Here is a 22,679-nt window from a genome sequence, read left to right as displayed (position 1 = left end):
GCCCGCCTTGCCTGTGCCAATTTGCACGCAAATCCCGGGCGAGAGGTTTGCGCGCAACCTATGTCAAATGCCATGCAAATCTGTGCCAAAACGCGCGCCTCTCTACACCAGGACGGACAAAGGTGCAACGCGAGGCGTGGATGCTGTTCATTCGCCGGTTGCCTGCCGCGTCAAGCGTGTTCGTCATGCGCCAGACCATCGTCGCCGGTGCCATCCTTTCCGTGATTCTGGGCCTCCGCCATTCCGATGTTCGTGCCTTGATGCCGGGTGTAAAAATTATATTGTCATGTTTCGTACAAAATATATTTTCTTCGATGATTTGATATTGTCATTAAATATTTGTAATTGCACAAATATTGAGGTAGCCTTGCCGCCGTTGTTTCGGCGCATGTCAGGCAGCAATGCCGGCAGCTTACGTTCGACTGGAAGCGGGCGGTAATGGCGTCGGAACCATCAAATAACATGATGGAATAAAAAAATGGATAAATTCCCGTTCAAATTGACGGCTGTTTGTCTTGCAGCCTCGCTGCTGACAGGTTGCGGCTCGATGCGCAGCTATCAGTCCGAACTCAAGGGGACCGTCGATGCCGCCAGCCGCGGTCAGGTCGATGTCGCGCTGGCCCAGCTCGAAAGCAACAACACCGGCGAGGACAAGGACCTGCTCTACTTCCTCGAGAAGGGCAAGCTGCTCACGCTCAAGAACGATCTCCCGCAGAGCGTCGAAGCGTGGCAGAAGGCCGACGAGAAGGTGCGCATCTGGGAAGACGCGGTCAAGACCGACCCATACAAGCTGATGGGTGACATCAGCAGCTACATCGTGAACGACAAGTCGCGCCGCTACGATGGTTACGACTACGAGAAGGTGATGCTGAATACCTTCCTGACGGTCAACCAGGCGGCCTCGGGGCGTTGGGAAGATGCCCGCGTCGAGATCAAGAAGACGCATGAGCGCGAAGCGCTGATCGCCGAATTCCGCGCCAAGGAAACCGAGAAGGTCGAGGAATCGGCCAAGTCGCGCAATGTGAAGACCAGCTTCAAGGACCTCAAGGGCTACCCGGTCGAGACGCTCGACGATGCCGAGGTGGTGGGGCTGAAGAACAGCTATCAGAGCGCATTCAGCCATTATCTGGCGGGCTTCGTCTATGAAGCGCTGGGCGAGCCGAGCCTGGCAGCGCCCGGCTACCGCAAGGCGATCGAGCTGCGTCCCAACGTCAAGCTGCTCGAAGATGGCCTGAGTGACGTCGATAATCGCGGCCGCCGCATCAAGCCGAACCAGACCGACGTGTTGTTCGTGGTCGAAACGGGCACCGCGCCGGCGCGCGTGTCGCAGACCATTCCCTTCCCCGTGTGGTGGAAGGGCGCGTTCCTGGTGACGCCGATTTCCTTCCCGGTGATCCGTCCCGATCGCAATGTGTTCCTGCCGTCCAGCCTGTCAGTGTCGGGGCGTAGCCTGCCGGTGGCCTCGGTCACCAGCATCGACGCCATGTCGCGCCGGGCCTTGCGTGACGACATGCCAGGCATTATCGTGCGTAGCGCGGTGCGTGCCGCGGCCAAGGGCGTGGCGCAGAAGGAAATCGGCGACCGCGCCGGCCCACTCGGCGGCCTGATCGCCACCGTTGCTGCCGTCGCCACCGAATCGGCCGACGAGCGCACCTGGCGCACGCTGCCGTCGCAGATCGCGATCGCTCGTGACACGCTGCCGGCAGGCCATCACACGATTTCGATTGCCACGCCGCAGGGCGAGAAGCGGGTCGAGGTCGACCTCGCCGGCAAGCATGCGATCGTGCCGATCCGCTTGATGGGCGACCGCGTGTACCTGGTGCAACCGAGCGTGCCCGCGTTGCCGTCCGCGACCCAGATGGCGGTAGCCGAGAGTGCGACCGTGCCGGCTAGTGAGCCTGCCAAGCCCGTCAAGGCCAAGGGCAAGAAAGCCAAAAACAAAGGAACGGAATCATGAAACTGCTCAAACCCATCCTGCTCGCCGTTGTGCTGACCTGCAGCAGCCTGCCGGCGCTGGCCGACAGCATTGCCGACAAGGTCGAGCAGCTCGGCGAGATGAAGTACCTGAAGGTATCCGGCATTCGCCTGGTCAAGCGCAACGAGTTGTTGAACATCCAGGTGGAAGTCACCAACTCGGACAACAGCAACCAATCTATGTTCTACCGCTTCAAGTGGCTCGATGCCTCGGGCTTCAGCGTATGGGGCGAAGAAGTGTGGAAGCCGCTGACCATCTATGGTCTGCAGAAGAAGCTGATCAACGAAGTGGCGCCGACACCGGCCGCCACCGATTTCCGTATCGAAGTCCAGAGCCCCAGCAACACCGGCAAGGCGCCGCAAGCACAATAACCGCCGCGCCCGCACAGAAAGGAAAAACATGAACTACGCCAAACTCACGCTTGCCGCCGCCCTGATCGCGGTTACCACCGGTTGTGCCACGCAGTCCCCGACGCTGGGCTCCGGCAATGTCTCCTACGGCGATGCCAAGGCTGTCGAAACCGTCAGCAACGAATTCGGCTCGACCGACCTGCAGATGATCGCCGAATCGATGGCACGCTCGCTGATGCAGCACCCGGCCATGCGCGACCGTCCGCTGATCACCGTGGCCGAGGTCAAGAACAAGACCAGCGAATACATCGACACGCGCAACATCACCAACTCGATCAAGACCCAGCTGATGAAGGGCGGCGCCCGCTTTGCCACCGACAACAGCACGATGGATGCGCAGACCGACGAGCTGATGCGCCAGAACCAGTCCGGCCTCTACTCCAAGGCCAAGTCGGCCAAGGTGGGCAAGATGCAGGGCGCCAAATACCTGCTGACCGGCGAGATCACCTCCATCGTCAAGAAGAACTCGGACACGAAGGATGTGTTCTACAAGTTCACGCTGATGCTGAAGAACGTCGAGGAAGGTATCGACGAATGGCAGGACGAGAAGGAAATCCGCAAGACCACCCGCCGCTAAGCGACGCTTCGAGGGCCGTTCGCGGCCCTTTCTGCTGGAGAATACCGCATGATTCGCAAGACACTGGGCCTGTTCGCGGGCCTGCTGATTGCCGGGGCGGCCTATGCCGATGCCCCGAAGATCGCCGTAACCGATCTCGCCTATGAAGAAAAGGTGAGCCAGTATTTCCACGTGGTGGCCGCGAGCGAGAAATCCTCGATACGTGCATCTGAATCGCACCGCGAGCGCGATAGCGACTACAGCTCGTCGGCATCGGGCCGCAGCTCGGTCAGCGGCAAGCACGAGAGCAACTACTTCGAGGCGGAAGGCACGTACACCTATATCGATCGCGGCGAATTGCGCAAATTCAACGCCGACATCAAGGGTGAGATGCTCAAGTCCGGCATCTATCGCGTGATGGAAGCCAAGCCCTATACCGCGAAGAACACCGAGAAGCTGTACGACGTCATCAACCGCATCAAGCAGGGCATGTACCCAGGTGCGGACTACGTGCTGTTCGGCTCGGTCAACAGCATGGAGTGGCGCAACGAAGCCAACCCGGTACAGGGCACGGGCAAGTACACGCAAACCATGAGCCTGGAGCTCGTCGCCGAGTTCAGCCTGATCAACACCCGCACCTACGAGGTGAAGGCTGCGTTCAGCGCGATGGGCGAGGGCCAGGACGTCAAGTTCCTGACCGGCAACAATGTTGTCGTGCCGAATCGTGGCAAGGTTGTGTCCGAGGTATCGAAGAGCCTCGGCGCCGATGTGGCGCGGCAGCTCGAAGAGCAGTTCAACCCGGGCTCGCGCGTGACGCGCCGGGTAACGGGCGTCACCACGACCACCGAGAAGCAGGAGGAAGTCATCATCCTCAAATGAGTGTGATGCACCACCCCGAACAGCCGGCCTTGCCGGCTGTTTTGTTTTGGGGCGTGCAAAACGCTGACAGCTCATGGGCTTGCACGTTAAAATTGCCGCCTTTCCCCAGCTTTCAGGATCTCGTAATGCGCACCTCGCAGTTTTTCCTCTCCACGCTGAAAGAAGCGCCCAACGAAGCCGAGCTGCCCAGCCACAAACTGATGCTGCGCGCGGGCCTGATCAAGCGCCTGGGCAGCGGCCTCTACACCTGGATGCCGCTCGGCCTGCGTGTGCTGCGCAAGGTGGAAGCCGTGGTGCGCGACGAGATGAACAAAGCCGGTGCGCTCGAGCTGCTGATGCCGGCCATCCAGCCCGCCGAGCTGTGGCAGGAAACCGGCCGCTGGGCCGTGTTCGGCCCGCAGATGCTGAAGATCAAGGATCGCCACGAGCGCGATTTCTGTTTCGGACCGACACACGAGGAGGTCATCACCGACATCGCGCGTACCGAGATCAAGAGCTACAAGCAGCTGCCGCTGAATTTCTACCAGGTCCAGACCAAGTTCCGCGACGAGATCCGCCCGCGTTTCGGCGTGATGCGCGCACGCGAATTCGTGATGAAAGATGCCTATTCCTTCGACGTCGACTTCGCCGGCCTGGAAAAGGTCTACCAGACGATGTACCGCGCCTATTCGAACGTCTTCACGCGCCTGGGGCTGCAGTTCCGTGCCGTGGCGGCCGACACCGGCGCAATCGGCGGCTCGGGCTCGCACGAGTTTCATGTGCTCGCCGACTCGGGTGAGGATGCGCTGGCCTACTGCCCGACCTCCGATTTTGCCGCCAACGTCGAGCTGGCCGAGGCGCTGGCGCCCGCCGCCGCGCGCGCGGCTGCCGCTGAAGCGATGCGCGACGTTGATACGCCGAAGCAGACCACCTGCGAACAGGTGGCCGAGCTGATGGGCATTCCGCTGGCACGTACCGTCAAATCCATTGTGCTGATGGGGGACGACGGCAATGGCCAGCCCAGGCTGCAATTGCTGCTGCTGCGCGGCGACCACTCGCTGAACGAGGTCAAGGTCGGCAAGATCGACGGCCTGGCGGATTTCCGTTTTGCCACCGAAGAGGAAATCCGCACCTTCTTCAATTGCCCGCCGGGCTTCCTCGGGCCGGTCGGCGTCGATCGTGGCCAGCTGCGCGTGATCGCCGACCGCACCGTGGCGGTGATGAGCGACTTCGTCGTTGGTGCCAACAAGCCCAAGTTCCACATCGCTGGCGTCAACTGGGGCCGCGACCTGCCCGAGCCGGATCTGGTGGCCGATATCCGCAACGTCGTTGCCGGTGACACGAGCCCGGACGGCAAGGGCGTGCTCGACATCTGCCGCGGCATCGAAGTCGGCCACATCTTCCAGCTCCGTACCAAGTATTCGGCTGCGATGGGCTGCACCTTCCTCGACAAGGACAGCAAAGAGCAGCCGATGGAAATGGGCTGCTACGGCATCGGCGTGTCGCGCATCGTTGGCGCGGCGATCGAGCAGAACTTCGATGCCAAGGGCATCCTGTTCCCGGCTGCGATGGCGCCATTCAGCGTGGCGCTGGTGCCGGTCGGCTATTACCGCAACGAGCTCGTGAAGGCCGAGGCCGACAAGCTCTACGCCGAGCTCGTGGCGGCCGGCATCGATGTCGTGCTCGATGACCGCGACGAGCGGCCGGGCGTGATGTTCGCCGATATGGAGCTGATCGGCATCCCGCACCGTGTCACCATCGGCGAGCGTGGCCTGAAGAACGGCGAGATCGAGTACCAGGGCCGTGCCGACGCAGCCGCGACGGTATTGCCGTTGGCAGATGCGCTGAACCAGATTAAATTGAAGACATGCGGCGCCTGATTGCACTGACCCTGTCTCTCGCAGTGTCGTCGGCCTGGGCGGGTGCCCAGGTCGAGGAACAGCTGTCGGCCAGCGTCGTCTCGTCGCTGCAGCGCGCGGTGGCCGACACCGCTGCGCCGCGGCTGGTGTTCGACAACGAGGCCGATGCGCAGGCCTGGCTGGGCGAGATGTCGCGCCGGCTGGAAAAGCGCATGCCCGACCCCGAGGTGCGTCGCCAGTTCCTGACCACGGTGCAGTACGAGGCCTCGCGTGCCGGCCTCGATCCGCAGCTGGTGCTGGGCCTGATCCAGGTCGAGAGCGGGTTCAAGAAATACGCGGTATCCGAGGTCGGTGCACGTGGCTTCATGCAGGTCATGCCGTTCTGGGTGCGCTCGATCGGCACGCCGGAGCAGAACCTGTTCCACCTGCGCACGAGCCTGCGTTACGGCTGCACCATCCTGCGCCACTACGTCGATATCGAAAAGGGCAATCTGTTCCGCGCGCTGGGCCGCTACAACGGCAGCCTCGGCCGGCCGGAGTACCCGAACATGGTGCTCGCGGCGTGGAAGCGCTACTGGAACTATCCGACCCAGACTGCCAGTGCGGCGGGCGTTCCCGTGGCAGGCAGTCCCGCGGCAGGCGGCCCACACGCCTGACGATTTCCGGCCGTGAGGACCAAGGCAGCCCGTGGGCTGCTTTTTTCATGGCCAGCAGCTGTGAGGTGGTCGTTCGCGAGCGTGTCGCATCACTCCCGCAAAGCGGCTCTCCCACGCCGCCCGGCAGAATCTACACTGAATCGTGATTGTTCATTCCGGGAGCCCCCATGAAAACCATGATCCACCGGCTGGTGCTGCTGGCCAGCCTGAGCTTGAGTGCGGCGTCGTTGGCCGCGGGTGGCAGCGGCGGCATGTTCGAGAGCGGCTCGCAGGACCCCGACTACGCCGCCGGCGAGGCGGCAATCAAGGCCAAGAACTGGCCCCAGGCCATCGCCAGCATGACGCAGGCGGTTCAGCGCGAACCCAACAATGCCGATGCCGAGAACTGGCTCGGCTACTCCTACCGGAAATCGGGTGATCTGCCCAATGCATTCAGGCACTACGAGCGGGCGCTGGCGATCAACCCCGGGCATCGTGGCGCACATGAGTACCTCGGCGAGGCTTACCTGCAGGCAGGCGACCTCGTCCATGCAGAGCGGCAGCTCGCTGCGCTCGACAAGCTGTGCTGGCTGCCGTGTGAAGCGTATCGCGAGCTCAAGGAGAAGATCGCCGATTTCAGGAAATCGAAGGCGCAATAGCGCCCCACCGGAATGGAAAACGGCCCGGCAAGCTCAGGCTGCCGGGCCGTGAAGAGGTCGATTTCGCTCAGCGCAGTTTCAGCGGCACATATAGCGTGTTGCCGTCACGCAGCACGAGCAGCGCAATCGTGCCACCGTCGAGCTTGCTCACCAGCTTGGAGAATTGCGCGACATTGGCCACCTCGGTCGAGTTGACGGCCAGGATCACATCCTCGGGCTCAAGCCCTGCCTTGCCGGCCGGGCCTTCGGCATCCTCGACATAGACGCCGGCGCGGATGTGCAGCTCGTTCTTCTGGTCGGCGCTCAGGTCCGACAGCTGCAGGCCGAGTCGGGCAATCTTGGCTGGCGCCGATTGTGGCGCGGTATCGGCGGCAGCCGCGACCTTGTCGGTCGGCATCTCGCCCACGGACACCGCAATGTCGAGTTCACGCCCCTTGCGCCAGATTTTCAGATTGGCCTTGCTGCCGGGCTTGACGTTGGCAACTTGCAGCGGCAGCTCGTTCGACGATTTCACCGGCTGGCCGTTGAAACTCAGGATCACGTCGCCGGGCTGGACACCGGCCTTGGCTGCCGGGCCGTCGGCCTCGACCATCGATATCAGCGCGCCCTCGGTGCCTTTCAGGCCGAAGGACTGCGCGAGCTCCTGCGACAGCGGCTGGATCTGCACGCCGATGCGGCCGCGGCTGACCTTGCCAGTCTCCTGCAGCTGCTTGGCGACGCTCAGCGCGACATCGATCGGGATGGCGAAGGAGATGCCCATGTAACCGCCGGAACGCGAGTATATCTGCGAATTGATGCCGACCACTTCGCCCTTCATGTTGAACAGCGGGCCGCCCGAGTTGCCGGGGTTGATCGGCACGTCGGTCTGGATGAACGGCACATAGCTCTCGTCGGGCAGCGAGCGGCCCTTGGCGCTGACGATGCCCGCTGTGACCGAGTTGTCGAAGCCGAAAGGCTGGCCGATCGCCACCACCCATTCGCCGACCTTGAGGTTGCCCGGGTCGCCGAGCGGCACCTTGGGCAGCTCCTTGGCGCTGATCTTGAGCAGGGCTACGTCGGTACGCTTGTCGACGCCGACGACCTTGGCCTTGAATTCGCGCTTGTCGGTCAGGCGCACGGTGACTTCGTCGGCGTCGGCGACGACGTGGGCATTGGTCAGGATGTAGCCGTCGTCCGAGATCAGGAAGCCAGAGCCCAGCGACTGGGCCTGGTACTGGCGCGGCTGTTGCTGCGGCGGCGCGAAGCGCTTGAAGAACTCGTAGAACGGATCGTCTTCGGACAAGCCTGGGACGGCCGCGCGGCCACGCGTACTGACCGTCTGAGTCGTGCTGATGTTGACGACAGCGCCGCCCTCTTTTTCGACCAGCGAGGTGAAGTCGGGCAGCATCACGCCGGGATTGCGCTGCAGATTGGGCAGGGCAGAGGCTTGCGGCTTGCTGCCGGCGGCCGGGGCGTTATTGTCGGCGGGCGGCTTGTTACAGCCGGCAAGCGCCAGGGCAAAGGCCAGCACGCTGAGTGTCAGGCTGTGGCGGAGAGTGTGTTTCATCGTACTTCCCTGCAATCAAAACGGTATGGGACGATCAGGCCAGTGTGGCGATCACCGGCGTATGGTCCGACGGGCGCTCGTTGCGCCGTGGCTCGACATCGACCACGCAGCTGGCGCAACGCTGCATCAGGGGAGCGGACAACAGGATGTGGTCGATGCGCAGGCCCAGGTTGCGGCGGAACCCGCCCATGCGGTAATCCCACCAGGTGAAGCTTTTCTCGGGCTGCTCGAACGCGCGGAAACTGTCGTTGAGGCCGAGCGCCAGCAAGTCCCTGAACGCCTGGCGCTCCGGGTCGCTGACCAGCACCTGGCCTTCCCAGGCCTTGGGGTCATGCACATCGCGGTCTTCCGGCGCGATGTTGTAGTCGCCGAGCAGGGCCAGCTCGGGGTAGCGCGCGAGCTCGGCCTTGAGCCAGGCTTGGAGCGCGGCGAGCCAGCGCAGCTTGTACTGGTATTTGTCCGAATCGAGCGCTTGGCCATTCGGGATATAGGCACAGATCAGCCGCACGCCGTTGACGGTGGCGGCGATCACGCGCTTCTGCTCGTCTTCGAAACCAGGCAGGTTGACCTGCACCTCGTCGAGCGCGTGGCGCGACAGGATTGCCACACCGTTGTAGGTTTTCTGCCCGGCAAAGGCGACGCGGTAGCCGGCGGCCTCGATCTCGGCTGCCGGGAAGTTGACGTCTTCGAGCTTGGTCTCCTGCAGGCACAACGCATCGATCGGGTTGGCCGCGAGCCAAGCCAGCACCTGCGGCAGGCGGACCTTGAGCGAGTTGACGTTCCAGGTGGCGATTTGCATCAGTATTTCTTTTCCTGCTTGGCGGGGGGCTTGCCCGTGGCGGCCGGGTTCGTCGCCGGCGCACCGGCAGTTTTCTCGGTCTTGGGGCGGCTGGGCTCAGTGCCTTTCGGGTAGCCTGCACTGTCCAGCGCGCTGTTCCAGGGGCCCTGCTGGAAACCTTTCAGCACTTGGCTGCCGACCACGAGTACCGGGATGGGGGCATCGCCGTTGGCCAGCTTCCGCAGCTCATCCAGGAAGGCTGGCTGGGTCGCCGGGTTTTTCAGGGTATAGGGCACGCTACGGGAGGACAGCAGCTTCTTCGCCTCGTTGCAAATCTCGCCGCATTCGCTGGTATAGAGCGTGACGGGGGCATTCTTCATCGCCTCGCGCATTTCGTACGAGGGGCCGCCGGTCTCGATGACGCTGGCCCTCAGCTTGGTTTCCTGTGCCTTGACGTTAGGCGGCGGCGGGTTGTCCGAAAACACCGTCTTCCCGGTCGCCGGATCGGTCCATTTGTACACGGTGCCCGCCATGGCGGTGCCGGTTATCAGTAGCAGGGCAATCAGAGCGGTTTTCATGGAGAGGGAGTTCCGTCTTGTGATCCTGTCATTCTAGCAGCGCGTCCGCCGCGAAAGGGGCTGCCAGCCGCGCTGGATGCACGTTTTACACAGATTTGCAGTCGGTTCGGCCGCGAGGTAATGGCGGCGCTGTGCCGAGCATAGGCTCGATCATAGCGCCGCCTGGCTTAATTGCCGCTTAACGCTCAGGCCGGCTCGGCCATGCCGTTGTGGCGCAGCAGCGCGTCGATTTCCGGGGCGCGGCCGCGGAAGGCCTTGAACGATTCGAGCGCGGGGCGGCTGCCGCCGACCGACAGGATTTCATGCCAGAAGCGATGGCCGATCCCGGTGTCGAGCGGACCGGCCTCCTCGAACGCCGCGTATACGTCCGCCGATAGCACCTCGGCCCATTTGTAGCTGTAATAGCCCGCCGCATAGCCGCCGGCGAAGATGTGGCTGAATGCCTGCGGGAAGCGGTTGAACGCCGGCGGGATGAGCACGGCCACCTCCTGGCGCACGGCATCGAGCACGTCCTGCACGGTCTTCCCCTGGCCTGGGCGGAAGTCGCTGTGAATGCGCATGTCGAACAGGCCGAACTCGAGCTGGCGCATGAACTGCATGCCGCTCTGGAAGTTCTTGGCTGCGATCATCTTGTCGTACAGCGCACGCGGCAGCGGCTCATGGCTGTCGATATGGCGTGTCATGTGCGATAGCACATCCCATTCCCAGCAGAAATTTTCCATGAACTGGCTCGGCAGCTCGACCGCATCCCACTCCACGCCGTTGATGCCCGAGACCGGGCGCTCCTCGACGCGCGTGAGCAGGTGGTGCAGGCCGTGGCCGGCCTCGTGGAACAGCGTGATCACCTCGTCGTGCGTGAACAGTGCGGGCTTGTTGCCGACCGGGCCGGAGAAGTTGCAGACGAGATAGGCGACCGGGGTCTGAATCGCGCCGTCCTTGTTCACGCGCGAGATCGCGTCGTCCATCCAGGCGCCACCACGCTTGCCCTGGCGCGCGTAGAGATCGAGATAGAACTGGCCGACGAGCTGGCCCTGCGCATCCTCGATGCGGAAGAACTTGGCATCCGCGTGCCAGGTCTCGGCCTGGTCCGGTTTGATGGTGACGCTGTAGAGCCGGTGCAGCAGCTTGAACAGGCCATCGAGCACCACGGGCTCGGGGAAATACTGCTTCACCTCCTGGTCGGAGAAGGCATAGCGAGCGACGCGCAGCTTCTCGCTGGCGTAGCCGACATCCCAGGCCTCCAGCTTGTCGATCCCGAGTTCCGCACCGGCAAAGGCCTGCAGCTCGGCCCAGTCGCGCACGGCATAGGGCTTGGCCTGGGTCGCGAGATCGTGCAGGAAGCCCTGTACCTGTTGCGGCGATTCCGCCATCTTGCTGGCGAGCGAGATGTCGGCGAAGCTGCCGAAGCCCAGCAGCGCGGCTTTTTCCGCGCGCAGCGTGAGGATCTGGTCGATCAGCGGTGTGTTGTCGAGCTCAGCCGGGCCGAACTCGGCGGCGCGCGTGGCATAGGCGCGATACAGCTCGGCGCGCAGCTCGCGATTGTCGGCGTACTGCATCAGCGGCAGGTAGCACGGCATCTGCAGCGTCAGCTTGTAACCCGGCTTGCCGTCGGCCTCGGCTGCCGCGCGCGCGGCGGCGATCACGTCGTCGGGCAAGCCGGCCAGCGTGGTCGCGTCGTCAACCTGCTTGCTCCAGGCATCGGTGGCGTCGAGCAGATGCTCGCTGAACTTGGCGGACAGCCCGGCCAACTCTTCCTGCACGGCCTTGAAGCGGGCCTTCCGGTCATCCGGCAGCTCGGCGCCGCCGAGCACGAAGTCGCGTAATTCGTCATTGACGATCTTGCGCTGCGTCGCGTCGAGCCTGTCCCATTCGGTGCCGGCCTTGAGCGCCTTGTACTTGGCGTAGAGGCCGAGATTCTGCGACAGGCCGGCGTAGAGCTGGGTGACCTTGGGCAGGTTGGCGTTGTACACGTCGCGCAGCTCGGGGCTCGATGTCACGTGGTTCAGGTGGTTGACCTGGCTCCAGGCGCGGCCAAGGCGTTCCAGCCCGGCGTCGAGGCGGCGCACGAAGCCGCGCCAGCTGGGGGCGGCGGTATCGGCCAGCAGCTGGTCGACCAGCGCCTGGTTCTCTGCCAGCAGCTGATCGACGGCGGGGGTGACATGTTCGGGCTGGATGGCGCTGTACTTGGGCAGGCCGGAGAAATCGAGCAAGGGATTCATATTGGGGTCCAGTGTGGTTCGGCAGTCCGGCCACGGCGTCTCTGCCCGTTTGGCCGCTTCAAATATCGCTTATAGTTGGGGTTTTGTCTCGTTTCACAAGAGGAAGTTGCCATGTTCTCCAATATCGGCGCCTACCAAGGCGTGCTGCCGACGATTCCGTCCAGCTGTTTCGTGCACCCCGGTGCCCAGGTGATCGGCGACGTGGTGCTCGGCGAGAACGTGTCGATCTGGCCGTTCGCCGTGGTGCGCGGCGACGTCAACCACATCCGCATCGGTGATAACAGCAATGTGCAGGACCTGTGCATGCTGCACGTCAGCCACAAGCGGCCCGACGACCCGCAAGGCGCGCCGCTGCTCATCGGCCGCGATACCACCATCGGCCACCAGGTGACGCTGCACGGCTGCACCATCGGTGACGAATGCCTGATCGGCATCGGCACCATCGTGCTCGACCGCGCCGTGATCGAGGACCGCGTGATGGTCGGCGCGGGCAGCCTGGTGCCGCCAGGCAAGGTACTGAAATCTGGCCATCTCTACCTCGGCCGGCCGGCCAAGGAAATCCGCCCGCTGAGCGACGACGAGCTGGCCCACCTGAAATACTCGGCCGAGCACTATGTGCGGGTAAAGAACAACTATCAGCCGCCGCTTGCCGCGCAGTCGAGTTGAACCGATGCAACAGGCCGACTTCTTGCTTGCCTGCACGGCAGGAGGGCTTGAATCATGCAACTGTCTGCCGTTTCAACCGCATCATCGTATTGCCAGGCGGCCGTCGCCACTCGCCACCGTGACAGCGCGGATGCGGCCACTGGCACCACGACCGACCGTGTCAGCCTGAGCCAGGCCGGGCAGGCGATCCAGCAGGCGTCGGCCGCTGAGTTGCCGTCGCTGGCCGGCCCGCTGTTCGTGTCGCCCGAGGAATTCACCCGTCGGGTCAAGCAAACCGAGGCCGACTTTCGCGGCGCGCTACACGCGGCAGGCATCTCGCCACGCAGCGCGTTCTCGCTGGAAACCGGCGACGATGGCCGGGTGCGCGCCACGGGGGCGGCGGCCAGCCAGGTCAATCAGCTGCTGCAGGCCGAGCCCGAGCTGGCCGAGGCACTGCGCATGCGCATGCTCGAAGCCACCAATCTGGCCACGGCGCAGGTCGTGGCGGCGGGTGCCGATGCCTGGCAGGCGCTAGGCGCGCAGGCCAGCGGCGAAAAAGGCGCGCGCTGGCAGTCGTTCATGGAGTCATCCCTCACGGCCTTGGGCATGAGCGGGCGCCAGGCGCAGTGGAACGGGCAGTCGTTTTCCTTCCCGGTGTTCGACCAGGCCGAGTCCATCCTCGCCTCGGCCCCGCGCGACCTCGGCTTTGGCGGGCGCATGGCGGCGGAGCAGCAGCTGTCCGAGCGGGTTGCGCTGATCCGCCGGATCGGCGGCAATAACGGGTAGGCAGCCCCTGCCGCCGGCAAAAACTGCCGGCTACATCTGCCGGAACAGGTGGGCGTAGGCGCGGCTCACCGTGAGCCTGTCGTCGCGGCCCTTGAGTCGCAGCGTGAGCTTGCCGGTGAAGTCGCGCGCGACGTCGCGTATCTGCCGCGCGTTGACGAGCGTCGAGCGGTGGATCTGCCAGAACTGCTGCGCATCCAGCTGCTCGTGCAATTCCTTCAGCGGCGTGCGGATCAGGTATTCCCCGTCGGCGGTGACGACCGCGGTGTATTTGTCGCTGGCCTGGAAATAGCACACGTCATCGACGGCGATCAGGCGGATCTCCTGGCCCACGCCGGCACGTATCCAGCTGAGCCGCTCAATGGGTGCGGCAGGGGCCCGCAGCGCCTGCTGCAGCTGCCCGAGCAGGTTGCCAAGGTCGGGCGCCGGCGCGTGTGCCAGGCTTGCCTTCAGGCGGGCCACGGTCTTGGCCAGGCGCTCGTCCGTGACGGGCTTGAGCAGGTAGTCGAGCGCCTGCTGCTCGAAGGCCTGCACCGCGTATTCATTGTAGGCGGTGACGAACACGCAGTGGCAGCGCGCCGCCTGGGCCACCTGCAGGCCGGAGAGGCCGGGCATCTTGATGTCGAGAAAGGCGACGTCGGGTTGGCGCGCGGCCAGCCATTCCTGCGCCTCCAGGCCGTTGGCGGCGAGGCCGATCACGTCGAGTTCCGGCCACAGCTGGGCCAGCCGCAGCTTCAGGTGGGCGGCCAGATGCGGCTCGTCGTCGGCGATCAGTGCGGAGGGCATGCTAGTTGTCCTCGATCGGCAGCACGATGTCGGCGATCACGCCGCCCGTGGGGGCCTCGGCGATGCTGAGGCGGGCGGCGTCGCCATACAGGCCGTCGAGCCGGCTGCGCACATTGGCGAGGCCGATGCCGTTGCCGGGCGGCGTGTGGCCGAGCCCCAGCCCGTCGTCGCTGACGCGCAGATGCAGCCTGTCCTGTTCGCGCCACGCGCGAATGGTGATGGCGCCGCCGTCCACCTTGGGCTCCAGGCCATGGACGATGGCGTTTTCCACCAGCGGTTGCAGCAGCATCGGCGGCAGTGCCTGCTGCAGCAGCTCGGGCGGCGCCTCGACCTGGTAGCGCAGGCGCTTGCCCATGCGGATGCCGAGGATGGCCAGGTAATGCTGCAGCTGCTCCAGCTCCTGGCCGAGCGTGGTGTGGCTGTCGCGCGTGCGGTCGAGTGAGGCGCGCAGGTAGCTGTTGAAATGGTCGAGCATGATCTTGGCCTGGCCCGGCGCCAGGTCGATCAGGCTCATCACGTTGGCGAGCGTGTTGAACAGGAAATGCGGCTCGATCTGCGCCTGCAGCATCTGCAGCCGCGCCGTCAGCAGGTTGCGCTCCTGCTCGGCGCGTTTTGCCTGTTCGAGATTGAAGGCGGCCTCCATGCGCGTGGCCCGGTCGCGCGCCCACAGGATGCTGCCGACGACCATCGCGCCCATCAGCATCAGGCCGTAGGTCAGCACCAGGTCGAGCGGCGCCTCGAACAGCAGGTGGTGCAGCTCGCCGGCTGTGAAGCGCACCAGCATGTTGACGACGAAGCCGAGTGTCGCGCCGACCACCACCGAGCCGAAGTAAAAATAGCGCTCCTGCTGCGGCTTGGGGCGCAACACCCAGAAGCTGACGATCAGCGCGAGAAACACGCCGAAGCCGATGATGTAGCTGGTCAACAGCACGCGCCACAGCGGCGACCAGCTGGTGAGCTTGAGGTAGAGCGCAGTCAGCGTGCTGACCGTGAGCGTGATCAGCAGCCCGCGCCCGAGCCATCGTCGAAAACTGTAGGGATAGTGAGCCGCCATCGAGGTCGCCTGAGCCGTGGTGTGGGCAGTGTACGCGCACCGTCCGCCGTGCGCACGGTGGGTGGACTTAGCTGCCGCAACGGGCATCGCCTGCCGCCTGGTCGAGATGCGGCGCCATCGCCTTGATCTGGCCGGCGATGTGGCCGGGCTCGGTGAGTACATCGTGCAGTGCCGTCGCCGCGCGGGCGGACAGCAGCAGCGCCATGCAGCCGATGAGCAGGGCCAGCAGCAGGCTGGCGTATTCGATATGTCGCGGATCAGGCATGGCGTGGCTCGCACGGAGAGGTCCGGCCACTGTAGCGGCGCGGCCCCGGCCTGGGCAGCCGCGTGCGACGGATGGCCGCCTGGCTGCCGCGAATTGCCGCCCGCTGTGACGAAATGTTGGGCCTGGGTGTGATCTCGCGCCCGCGCTATACCCTGTGCGTGCGGATGGCCATCGCCGCCACCGGCATGATCCGCCGCGGCGGCAGCGGCTCGTGCGCGAGCGGTAAGGCCCTTAGGCCGCTGGCCACGTCCAGGCGTCGAGCAGCCGTGGCAGATCGTCGCCAGCGAGCCGTGTCAGGGCCGGCGTGGCGCTGCCGCCCATCAGCGAGAGTGCCAGGCCGGGCGCCGCCTCGAACGTGTGCCAGCTGGCCTGCGGGCAGCAGGGCTCGCCGCTGTCCAATTCGAATCGTGTATCCGCAAGCAGGCAGGGCTCGCCGCGCGCGTGGCTGAGCTTGAGCCAGGCCTCTTTGCCCGTCCACAGCCGGTAGAAGGCGGCGTGCGGGTCGGGCTGGCGCGACAGCCAGCCGGCTTCATCGGGGCTGAACGCCCAGCCGCCCAGCGCGGCCACGTCGCGCTGCCGGTCGATGGCCTCGATATCCAGTCCCAGCGGTGCCTGCAGGTCGAGCGCGCAGGCTACCCAGTCGCCGCTGTGCGACAGGCTCAGCCCTGGGGGCGCGGCAGCGGCCGGCAGCGACAGGCGCGGCGGGCGCCCCGGCTCGGCGGTACAGCTGATGTCGGCCGGCGCCAGCCCGCTCAGCTGCGAGGCGGCAAGGCGCAGCAGGAGCCGTGCCAGGGCAAATTGCCGGCGCCGCAGCGGACGCGCGAAGCCGGCATGACGCTGGCGCTCGGCATGGCCGAGCAGGCGCTCTGCGGCAAGCTCCATCTCGGGCGCGACCTCGCTGAGCCGCAGCAGCCATAGCGTGGCGGTCTCGCCGCGATGCGGCTTCGTCGGTGCCGGCCTCACTCGCTGCGCGCCTTGAACAGCAGGGCCGCGCGCAGCGCCGCCGTGTCGTCGTAGAACGGTGTGGCGTCGAGCGGCAGGCCGGCATCGCGCGCGGCGTCGGTGAGAATGTGCAGGTATTCGGTGAAATGCTCGGCGGTGAACGGGTTCGGGTCGTGAAAGGTCACGACAATCGGCGTCACGCCGCCGATGGCGGGCAGCTCGCCGCGCTGCGCGAACTCGCGTATGCGCCGCAGCTCGGCCTGCATGTGGCTCCGGCGGCGGAAGCTGATGTTGAACACGTGGATCACGCCGTCGTTGGCGCTGACATCGGTCAGCATCATCCTGAGCCCGGCCGCGCGGTAGATGGCGAAGGTCTCGGGCGAATAGGCGAAATAGGGCGGGCGCACCAGCTCGGTTGGCCGGCCGGTGATCGACTCGATATCGGCCTTGCCGTCGTCGAGCGTCTGCCGCAGCGCATCCGGCGTGAGCCGCAGGTGGCCCACGTGGCCGCGCGGGTCGCCGCTGTGCAGGCCGAGCACATGGCCGTCTGCCTGCATGCGGCGCATGATCGCCTGGCCGGCTTCACTGCCGCCGCCGTTGGCATTGCGCGTCTGTACGAAGAATGCCGCCTTGATGCCGGGCTGCACGTCGTTGCGCGCCAGCAGGTCGAGGATGTCGAGTGTCGGGTTGTAGTCGGGGCGAGTGCTCGGCCCATCGTCAAACGTCAGCGCGAAGCGGAACACCCCCGCCAGCGGCGTCTGTGGCGGGCTGGCGGGGGGGCTCTGGCAGCCGGCCAGCAGCACGCTGGCGACCAGCGACAGGCCGGCAAGCCAGCCTGTCAGCCTGGCAGGCTGGCCGCGCTTAGGGTTGCTTCTGTTCGAAGAAACGCTTGGCACGGGCGGCTTCTTCCGGCGTCGGCTGGTATTCCATCCAGCTGTCCGCTTCCTGGCGCTTGTACTTGATCAGGCCGCGCGCCTGGTCGAATTCGTAGTACGGGAATACTTCACGCAGGTTGAAGAATGCAGCGGGCGCAAAGAGCAGGATGTCGAGCGTCAGGTAGCCGCCATTGAACTTGAGCGGCAGCACGCCGTAGAACGGGTCCGTGCCATCGGCCGAGACCTGGAACTCGTAGTTGCCAAAGCTCGTGGTGGCGTAGCTTTCGCTGCGCGGCGTCTCGTCCTTGGTGCTGGTCTTGATCTGGACCTTGGTGCCCGGCTGCACGGCGGAGATCTGGGTGTTGGCGGCGCAACCGGCGAGGATTGCGATGGTCAGTGAGGCGAGAACGATTTTTTTCATATTGTTTCTTCTTGTGTTGACGGATTGGCCCTGAGGCCGGTGAGCGACGCGTGCCGTGTCAGTCGATGATCTGCTTGACGCGGCCCTTGTCGAATACGATGAGCTGCTTGTCGAAACGGCTGATCCAGAAGGTCCACTGCTCGTCGTCCAGCGATGGCGTCTTGTGCTCGGGCGGATAGCCGATCGCCGCCAGCACGTCGGCCTTGCTCATGCCGACCACGATGCGGCCGGCCTTGATGTCGTTCGCGTAGGCCGGGGAGAGCGCCACCGGCTTGTCGCCGAACAGTTTGGCCTGGATGTCTTCGGCCGGGCCCTTGGTGTATTCGCGGCGCGTTTCGACGGTGACCGGTTTGGTGTGTTCCGGCAGTTCGAGCGTGAAGCTCGTGCCCTTCTTGCTGTCGGCGACCTCGATCAGCCTGACCTGGGTGTTGACCGGCACGAACTCGCCGCGCCGGTAGTTGCCGGACTTGCTGACATTGTCTTCATGCCAGAAGCCGACGTGGGTGTAATAGGATTTGTCGATCTTGGTGACCGTGCTGCACGCGGCGAGCAGCAGGGCAGACAGGCCGATGGCGAGGATTTTTTTCATTGTGTGCTCTCTGGCGGTTGGCGGAAAAAGAGGGGCGGGCCGCGCTAACAGCCCGTCCCGTCTGGCTTAGCCGCCTTCCTTCTCGACACCGGTACGGCCGCCGACGAGGTCGGCATAGTTGTTGACGGTGTAGTCGGAGATCAGCGTGACGATGCGGCTCAGCATGTTCTTGTCCATCGCGCCGAAGGTGAAACCGCCGCTCATGGCCGCCGTGCGCTGGTAGAACACCGGCTCGGCGATCAGCTTGCCGCTCCTGGCCTCGGTGTAGCGCACCGACAGCACGACGGCCGAGCTGCCCATCATCGGGCCGAGGAAGATGCGCGCGGTGGTGCCGACCAGCTTGGCGTCCGAGCACACCGGCTCGATCACCAGCGTGCCGCGCTTGGCGCGTTTCGCCTCGGCGGACTGCTCCCAGCTGTCGAGCGTCTTGCCGAGCTGTTTCTGCAGCCGCTCGTTGACCGAGTCGAGGAGCTTGTCGCCGCCGTGCTGCTTCTCGCAGCCCCGGCCTTCATTGATCGGCTTGAGCTCGAACTTCGAATACTCGTTGAACCTGACCGCCGGTGCCGGGTTCTCCGTCGTCTCCGGCTTGTTGACATGGGTGGCGCAGCCGGCGGCGGCCAGCGCGCTGGCAAGTCCCAGCACATACAGCTTTTTCATTGATTTCTCCTGGTTTTTGGAATTAGCACTTCTTGAAAATCAGCGAGGTATTGATGCCGCCAAAGGCGAAGTTGTTGCTCATGATGTAGTCGCAATCGAGCAGACGACCTTCGTGCATCAGGTAGTCGAGCGGTGCGCAGCGCGGGTCCGGTGTGTCGAGGTTGATCGTCGGCGCGAACCAGCCGGCACGCATCATCTCGATCGACATCCAGGCTTCGAGTGCGCCGCAGGCGCCCAGCGTGTGGCCCATATAGCTCTTCAGCGTGCTGATCGGCATGCGGCTGCCGAATACCGCGTGCGTGGCCTCGCTTTCGGCCATGTCGCCCTGTTCGGTCGCGGTGCCGTGGGCGTTGACGTAGCCGATCGCGGCAGGCGGCAGGCCGGCGTCGTCGAGCGCGAGGCGCATGGCGATCTGCATGGTCTCGGGGTTGGGGTGGGTGACGTGGGTGCCGTCGCAATTGGTGGCATAGCCGACGATCTCGGCATGGATGCGCGCGCCGCGTGCGCGGGCGTGCTCGTAGTCCTCGAGGATCAGCGTGCCGGCGCCCTCGCCGAGCACCAGGCCGTCGCGCGCGGCGTCGAAGGGGCGCGGCGTCAGCGTCGGCGTGTCGTTCTTCAGGCTGGTGGCGAACAGCGTGTCGAACACGGCGGCCTCGGTGGCGTCGAGCTCCTCTGCCCCGCCCGCCACCATGGCCGTCTGCCGGCCCGACTTGATGGCCTCGTAGGCGTAGCCGATGCCCTGGCTGCCCGAGGTGCAGGCGCTCGAAGTGGTGATCACGCGGCCGGTCATGCCGAAGAACACGCCGATGTTCACCGCCGCCGTGTGGCTCATCATCTTGATGTAGGTGGTGGCGTTGATGCCGTCGGTCTTCCTGAAATTGATCATGCGCCCGAAATCGCCCATCGACGCCGGCGTGCCGGACGACGAGCCGTAGGCGATGCCCATGCGGCCGCTCCTGACCAGCGGGTCGCCGAGCAGGCCCGCGTCGTCGAGCGCGAGCTCGGTGGCGCGCGTGGCCATCAGCGCGACGCGGCCCATCGAGCGCGTGGTCTTGCGGTTGTAGTGGGTGGGCAGCGCGAACGGCGCGGCGACCGAGCCCAACTGGGTGTTGAGGCCTTCGTACTGCGCCCAGTCGGCCATCGGCACGATGGCGTTGGTGTAGCTCTTCAACTTGTCGTGCACGGCCGACCAGTCGTTGCCGAGCGGGCTGATGCCGGCCATGCCGGTGACGACGACGCGGCGGCTCATGACAGCCCCCCGTCCACCGAGATCACCTGGCGCGTGATGTAGGCCGCCTCCGGCGACAGCAGGAAGCTCACCGTGGCCGCCACCTCGTCCGGCCGGCCGACGCGGCGCGCCGGGATGTGCTTGACGATCTCGTCGAGCGGCGCGTCGTGCACCATGTCGGTGTCGATCAGGCCCGGCGCCACGCAGTTGACGGTGATCTCGCGTTTCGCGAGCTCCAGCGCCAGCGCCTTGCTGGCGCCGATGATGCCGGCCTTGGCCGCGCTGTAGTTGACCTGGCCGCGGTTGCCGAGCACGCCCGATACCGACGACAGCGTGACGATGCGGCCCGGCTTGCGGCGGCGCACCAGCGGCATGGTGAGCGGGTTCAGCACATTGAAGAAGCCGTCGAGATTGGTCTCGATCACCACATCCCAATCCTCGCCCGACATGGCCGGGAAGGCGTTGTCGCGGGCGATGCCGGCATTGCACACCACGCCGTAGTAGCAGCCATGCTGCTCGATGTCGGTGAGCAACGCGTGGCTCGCGGCCTCGCGGTCGCACACGTCGAACTGCAGCACGCGGCAGGCGCGGCCCAGCGCTTCGACCTCGGCCTGTACGGCGAGCGCTTCGTCGCGCCGGCTCTTGCAATGGATCACCACATCGTAGCCGTCGCGCGCCAGACGCAGCGCGATCGCCTTGCCGATGCCCCGGCTCGAGCCGGTGACCAGGACGGTATTGCTCATACTTCGTTACCTCGTAAAAATTCTTTGGCGTTGTCCGGCTGGAATACCGTCAACGTCGCCTCGGCCTCGATGCCGTCGCCGTCGATGCGGCAGGCAAACGAGGCGAGGCCATTCTCACCCTGCAGCTCGCGCGTGACCTTGACGCGCAAGGTGCTGCCCAACGCGAATTCGGGCTGGTTGCAGGTGTAGCGGCGCGTGCCGAGCAGAAAGCCTAACTTGACCGGCTCGCCGCGCTGCCAGGCCTCGAAGCCCGCCAGCGCGGCCACCGCCTGCGCCATGTATTCGATGCCGACCCAGGCGCCGACACCGCTGGCCGAGGCGAACATGCTGTCGTCGCGGATCGCCACCTCGGCCGTGAGGCCATCGGGCTCGACGGCCAGCAGGCGTTCGAGCAGCATCATGCGGCCGCTGTGCGGCACCAGTTTGCGGATGTCGGGCAGGCTCATGCGTCGCTCCGGCTGAACACGAGCGCCGCGTTGGCACCGCCGAACGCGAACGAGTTCGACAGCGCGTGGCGGATCGGCCGGCCAAGCCGCGCGCCGATGCCGGCGATGTTGAGCCGTGGCAGCTCGGCATCGGCCTCGCCATCCCACAGATGCGGTGGCAGCCGGCCGTCGTCGGTCTGCATCGCCAGCCAGCAGAAGGCGGCCTCGATGGCGCCCGCCGCGCCCAGTGTGTGGCCGACGAGCGGCTTGGTCGAGCTGACCGCGACGCGGTCGCCGAACAGCGCGTGCAGCACGGTGCTTTCCATCGCGTCGTTGTGGCGCGTGGCGGTGCCGTGCAGATTGATGTAATCGATGTCGGCCGCGCTGAGGCCGGCGCGTGCCAGCGCCTGCTCGATCGCGATGCGGGCGCCGTTACCGCTCGGGTCCGGCGCCGACATGTGGTAGCCATCGGACGACTCGCCCCAGCCGGTCAGCGCCACGCGGGCGGGCTCGCGGCTCATCACGAACAACGCGGCCGCCTCGCCGATATTGATGCCCGCGCGCCTGGCCGACAGGGGGGTGCAGCGCTGGCTGCTGACCGAGTCGAGCGCGCAGAAGCCGGCAATCGTGAAGGCGCACAGCGAATCGACGCCGCCCGTGATCACCGCGTCGGCCACGCCGAGCTTGAGCAGGCGCGCCGCGGCGGCCATGGCCTTGGCGCTCGATGCGCAGGCAGCCGAATGGGCCAGCGCCGGGCCGCGCGCGCCGAAATGGCGGGCGAGGAAGGCCGCCGGCGACATGAGCTCCTGCTGGCCGTAATGGAAGCGCTCGGGCAGCGTGCCGTGCCGGGCATGATGCTGCATCGCGGCCTCGCCCTCGGCGATGCCCGAGGTGCTGGTGCCGATCACCACCGCGACACGCTCGCTGCCATGGCGCGCGATCACCGCCTCGACTGCCGGCGCCAGCGGCAGCGCGGCAGCCAGCGTGAGCCGGTTGTTGCGGCTCTGCAGCGGCCGTGGCCAGCCGTCGAGCGCCGGCAGGGCGTCGTCGACGGCGCCGATCGGCAGCGGCCGTCCCGGCGAATAGCTGTCGCGGCACACGAGGCCGCTGTCGCCGGCGAACAGGCGCGCCGCGACGGCATCGGGCGTGGCGCCGAGCGGGCAGACGAGGCTGAGTTGGTTCAGGTAGTACAT

26 protein-coding genes are annotated in these 22,679 nt (G+C 65.5%); 10 read left to right on the top strand and 16 right to left on the bottom strand.

Features of this window, described 5'->3' with window-relative positions:
- The 8 genes from ABWL39_RS06345 to ABWL39_RS06310 all read left to right on the top strand — a co-directional run.
- The coding region (locus ABWL39_RS06345) for a hypothetical protein (RefSeq protein ID WP_367788215.1) at nt 1-323 on the top strand (323 nt) is incomplete at its 5' end.
- 155 nt (nt 324-478) lie between these two features.
- On the top strand, nt 479-1,957 hold the full coding sequence (locus ABWL39_RS06340) for a COG3014 family protein (protein WP_367788213.1): 1,479 nt from the start codon (nt 479-481) through the stop codon (nt 1,955-1,957).
- Nucleotides 1,954-2,346 carry a YcfL family protein gene (locus tag ABWL39_RS06335; RefSeq protein ID WP_367788211.1) on the top strand — a complete coding sequence of 131 codons (393 nt, stop codon included), beginning with the start codon at nt 1,954-1,956 and terminating at the stop codon, nt 2,344-2,346. Before ABWL39_RS06340 ends, ABWL39_RS06335 begins: the two co-directional genes overlap by 4 nt.
- 28 nt (nt 2,347-2,374) lie before the next feature.
- Entirely contained in the window at nt 2,375-2,962 is a 588-nt protein-coding gene (lpoB, locus tag ABWL39_RS06330; RefSeq protein ID WP_367788209.1) for a penicillin-binding protein activator LpoB, read from the top strand.
- A 48-nt stretch (nt 2,963-3,010) separates the two neighbouring features.
- Nucleotides 3,011-3,820 carry a penicillin-binding protein activator LpoB gene (locus ABWL39_RS06325; RefSeq protein WP_367788207.1) on the top strand — a complete coding sequence of 270 codons (810 nt, stop codon included), beginning with the start codon at nt 3,011-3,013 and terminating at the stop codon, nt 3,818-3,820.
- A gap of 125 nt (nt 3,821-3,945) precedes the next feature.
- Nucleotides 3,946-5,679 (top strand): proline--tRNA ligase, encoded by a 1,734-nt coding sequence (locus ABWL39_RS06320; protein ID WP_367788205.1) that lies wholly within the window; start codon nt 3,946-3,948, stop codon nt 5,677-5,679.
- On the top strand, nt 5,667-6,314 hold the full coding sequence (locus tag ABWL39_RS06315) for a lytic transglycosylase domain-containing protein (protein WP_367788203.1): 648 nt from the start codon (nt 5,667-5,669) through the stop codon (nt 6,312-6,314). Before ABWL39_RS06320 ends, ABWL39_RS06315 begins: the two co-directional genes overlap by 13 nt.
- Nucleotides 6,315-6,481: 167 nt before the next feature.
- Nucleotides 6,482-6,952 carry a tetratricopeptide repeat protein gene (locus tag ABWL39_RS06310; protein WP_367788201.1) on the top strand — a complete coding sequence of 157 codons (471 nt, stop codon included), beginning with the start codon at nt 6,482-6,484 and terminating at the stop codon, nt 6,950-6,952.
- Between the two features lie 67 nt (nt 6,953-7,019).
- Here the strand turns inward: ABWL39_RS06310 and ABWL39_RS06305 are convergent, their stop codons facing one another.
- The 4 genes from ABWL39_RS06305 to ABWL39_RS06290 form a co-directional block, all read right to left on the bottom strand.
- Nucleotides 7,020-8,498: a DegQ family serine endoprotease gene (locus ABWL39_RS06305; RefSeq protein ID WP_367788199.1), complete on the bottom strand. Its 1,479-nt coding sequence runs from the start codon at nt 8,496-8,498 to the stop codon at nt 7,020-7,022.
- A 34-nt stretch (nt 8,499-8,532) separates the two neighbouring features.
- Entirely contained in the window at nt 8,533-9,297 is a 765-nt protein-coding gene (xth, locus tag ABWL39_RS06300; protein WP_367788197.1) for an exodeoxyribonuclease III, read from the bottom strand.
- Nucleotides 9,297-9,854, bottom strand: coding sequence for a glutaredoxin family protein (locus tag ABWL39_RS06295; RefSeq protein WP_367788195.1), 558 nt, complete (start codon nt 9,852-9,854; stop codon nt 9,297-9,299). The genes xth and ABWL39_RS06295 overlap by 1 nt, the downstream gene beginning before the upstream one ends.
- Before the next feature lie 185 nt (nt 9,855-10,039).
- Nucleotides 10,040-12,073 carry a M3 family metallopeptidase gene (locus tag ABWL39_RS06290; protein ID WP_367788193.1) on the bottom strand — a complete coding sequence of 678 codons (2,034 nt, stop codon included), beginning with the start codon at nt 12,071-12,073 and terminating at the stop codon, nt 10,040-10,042.
- Nucleotides 12,074-12,184: 111 nt separating this feature from the next.
- On the opposite strand from ABWL39_RS06290, the gene ABWL39_RS06285 reads away from it, so the two are divergent.
- Nucleotides 12,185-12,739 carry a gamma carbonic anhydrase family protein gene (locus ABWL39_RS06285; RefSeq protein ID WP_367788191.1) on the top strand — a complete coding sequence of 185 codons (555 nt, stop codon included), beginning with the start codon at nt 12,185-12,187 and terminating at the stop codon, nt 12,737-12,739.
- Between the two features lie 54 nt (nt 12,740-12,793).
- The gene (locus ABWL39_RS06280; RefSeq protein ID WP_367788188.1) at nt 12,794-13,504 is read left to right on the top strand and encodes a hypothetical protein; all 711 of its coding nucleotides are present in this window, start codon (nt 12,794-12,796) and stop codon (nt 13,502-13,504) included.
- 30 nt (nt 13,505-13,534) lie between these two features.
- Here ABWL39_RS06280 and ABWL39_RS06275 read toward each other — a convergent pair whose 3' ends face one another.
- The 12 genes from ABWL39_RS06275 to ABWL39_RS06220 all read right to left on the bottom strand — a co-directional run bounded on the left by ABWL39_RS06275 (nt 13,535) and on the right by ABWL39_RS06220 (nt 22,679).
- A complete protein-coding gene (locus ABWL39_RS06275) occupies nt 13,535-14,287 on the bottom strand; it encodes a LytR/AlgR family response regulator transcription factor (RefSeq protein ID WP_367788186.1) in 753 nt (250 codons plus the stop codon).
- Nucleotide 14,288: 1 nt separating this feature from the next.
- Complete coding sequence (locus ABWL39_RS06270; protein ID WP_367788184.1) at nt 14,289-15,341, bottom strand: sensor histidine kinase; 1,053 nt, start codon at nt 15,339-15,341, stop codon at nt 14,289-14,291.
- Between the two features lie 67 nt (nt 15,342-15,408).
- On the bottom strand, nt 15,409-15,606 hold the full coding sequence (locus ABWL39_RS06265) for a hypothetical protein (RefSeq protein WP_367788182.1): 198 nt from the start codon (nt 15,604-15,606) through the stop codon (nt 15,409-15,411).
- Nucleotides 15,607-15,837: 231 nt separating this feature from the next.
- Nucleotides 15,838-16,569, bottom strand: coding sequence for a 4'-phosphopantetheinyl transferase superfamily protein (locus ABWL39_RS06260; RefSeq protein WP_367788180.1), 732 nt, complete (start codon nt 16,567-16,569; stop codon nt 15,838-15,840).
- Nucleotides 16,566-17,444: a polysaccharide deacetylase family protein gene (locus ABWL39_RS06255; RefSeq protein WP_367788178.1), complete on the bottom strand. Its 879-nt coding sequence runs from the start codon at nt 17,442-17,444 to the stop codon at nt 16,566-16,568. The genes ABWL39_RS06260 and ABWL39_RS06255 overlap by 4 nt, the downstream gene beginning before the upstream one ends.
- Entirely contained in the window at nt 17,410-17,844 is a 435-nt protein-coding gene (locus ABWL39_RS06250; RefSeq protein ID WP_367788176.1) for a hypothetical protein, read from the bottom strand. Before ABWL39_RS06250 ends, ABWL39_RS06255 begins: the two co-directional genes overlap by 35 nt.
- A gap of 58 nt (nt 17,845-17,902) precedes the next feature.
- The gene (locus tag ABWL39_RS06245; protein WP_367788174.1) at nt 17,903-18,433 is read right to left on the bottom strand and encodes a hypothetical protein; all 531 of its coding nucleotides are present in this window, start codon (nt 18,431-18,433) and stop codon (nt 17,903-17,905) included.
- Between the two features lie 66 nt (nt 18,434-18,499).
- Entirely contained in the window at nt 18,500-19,090 is a 591-nt protein-coding gene (locus ABWL39_RS06240; protein ID WP_367788172.1) for a hypothetical protein, read from the bottom strand.
- A gap of 22 nt (nt 19,091-19,112) precedes the next feature.
- Nucleotides 19,113-20,339, bottom strand: a complete 1,227-nt coding sequence (locus ABWL39_RS06235; protein WP_367788170.1) for a beta-ketoacyl-ACP synthase — start codon at nt 20,337-20,339, stop codon at nt 19,113-19,115.
- The gene (fabG, locus tag ABWL39_RS06230; protein WP_367788168.1) at nt 20,336-21,061 is read right to left on the bottom strand and encodes a 3-oxoacyl-ACP reductase FabG; all 726 of its coding nucleotides are present in this window, start codon (nt 21,059-21,061) and stop codon (nt 20,336-20,338) included. The genes ABWL39_RS06235 and fabG overlap by 4 nt, the downstream gene beginning before the upstream one ends.
- A complete protein-coding gene (locus ABWL39_RS06225; protein WP_367788166.1) occupies nt 21,058-21,507 on the bottom strand; it encodes a 3-hydroxylacyl-ACP dehydratase in 450 nt (149 codons plus the stop codon). Before ABWL39_RS06225 ends, fabG begins: the two co-directional genes overlap by 4 nt.
- A complete protein-coding gene (locus ABWL39_RS06220) occupies nt 21,504-22,679 on the bottom strand; it encodes a beta-ketoacyl-ACP synthase (protein WP_367788164.1) in 1,176 nt (391 codons plus the stop codon). Before ABWL39_RS06220 ends, ABWL39_RS06225 begins: the two co-directional genes overlap by 4 nt.

The organism is Chitinivorax sp. PXF-14 (genome assembly GCF_040812015.1).
Lineage (GTDB): Bacteria > Pseudomonadota > Gammaproteobacteria > Burkholderiales > SCOH01 > JBFNXJ01.
This window is presented reverse-complemented; position numbering and strand designations above follow the sequence as displayed.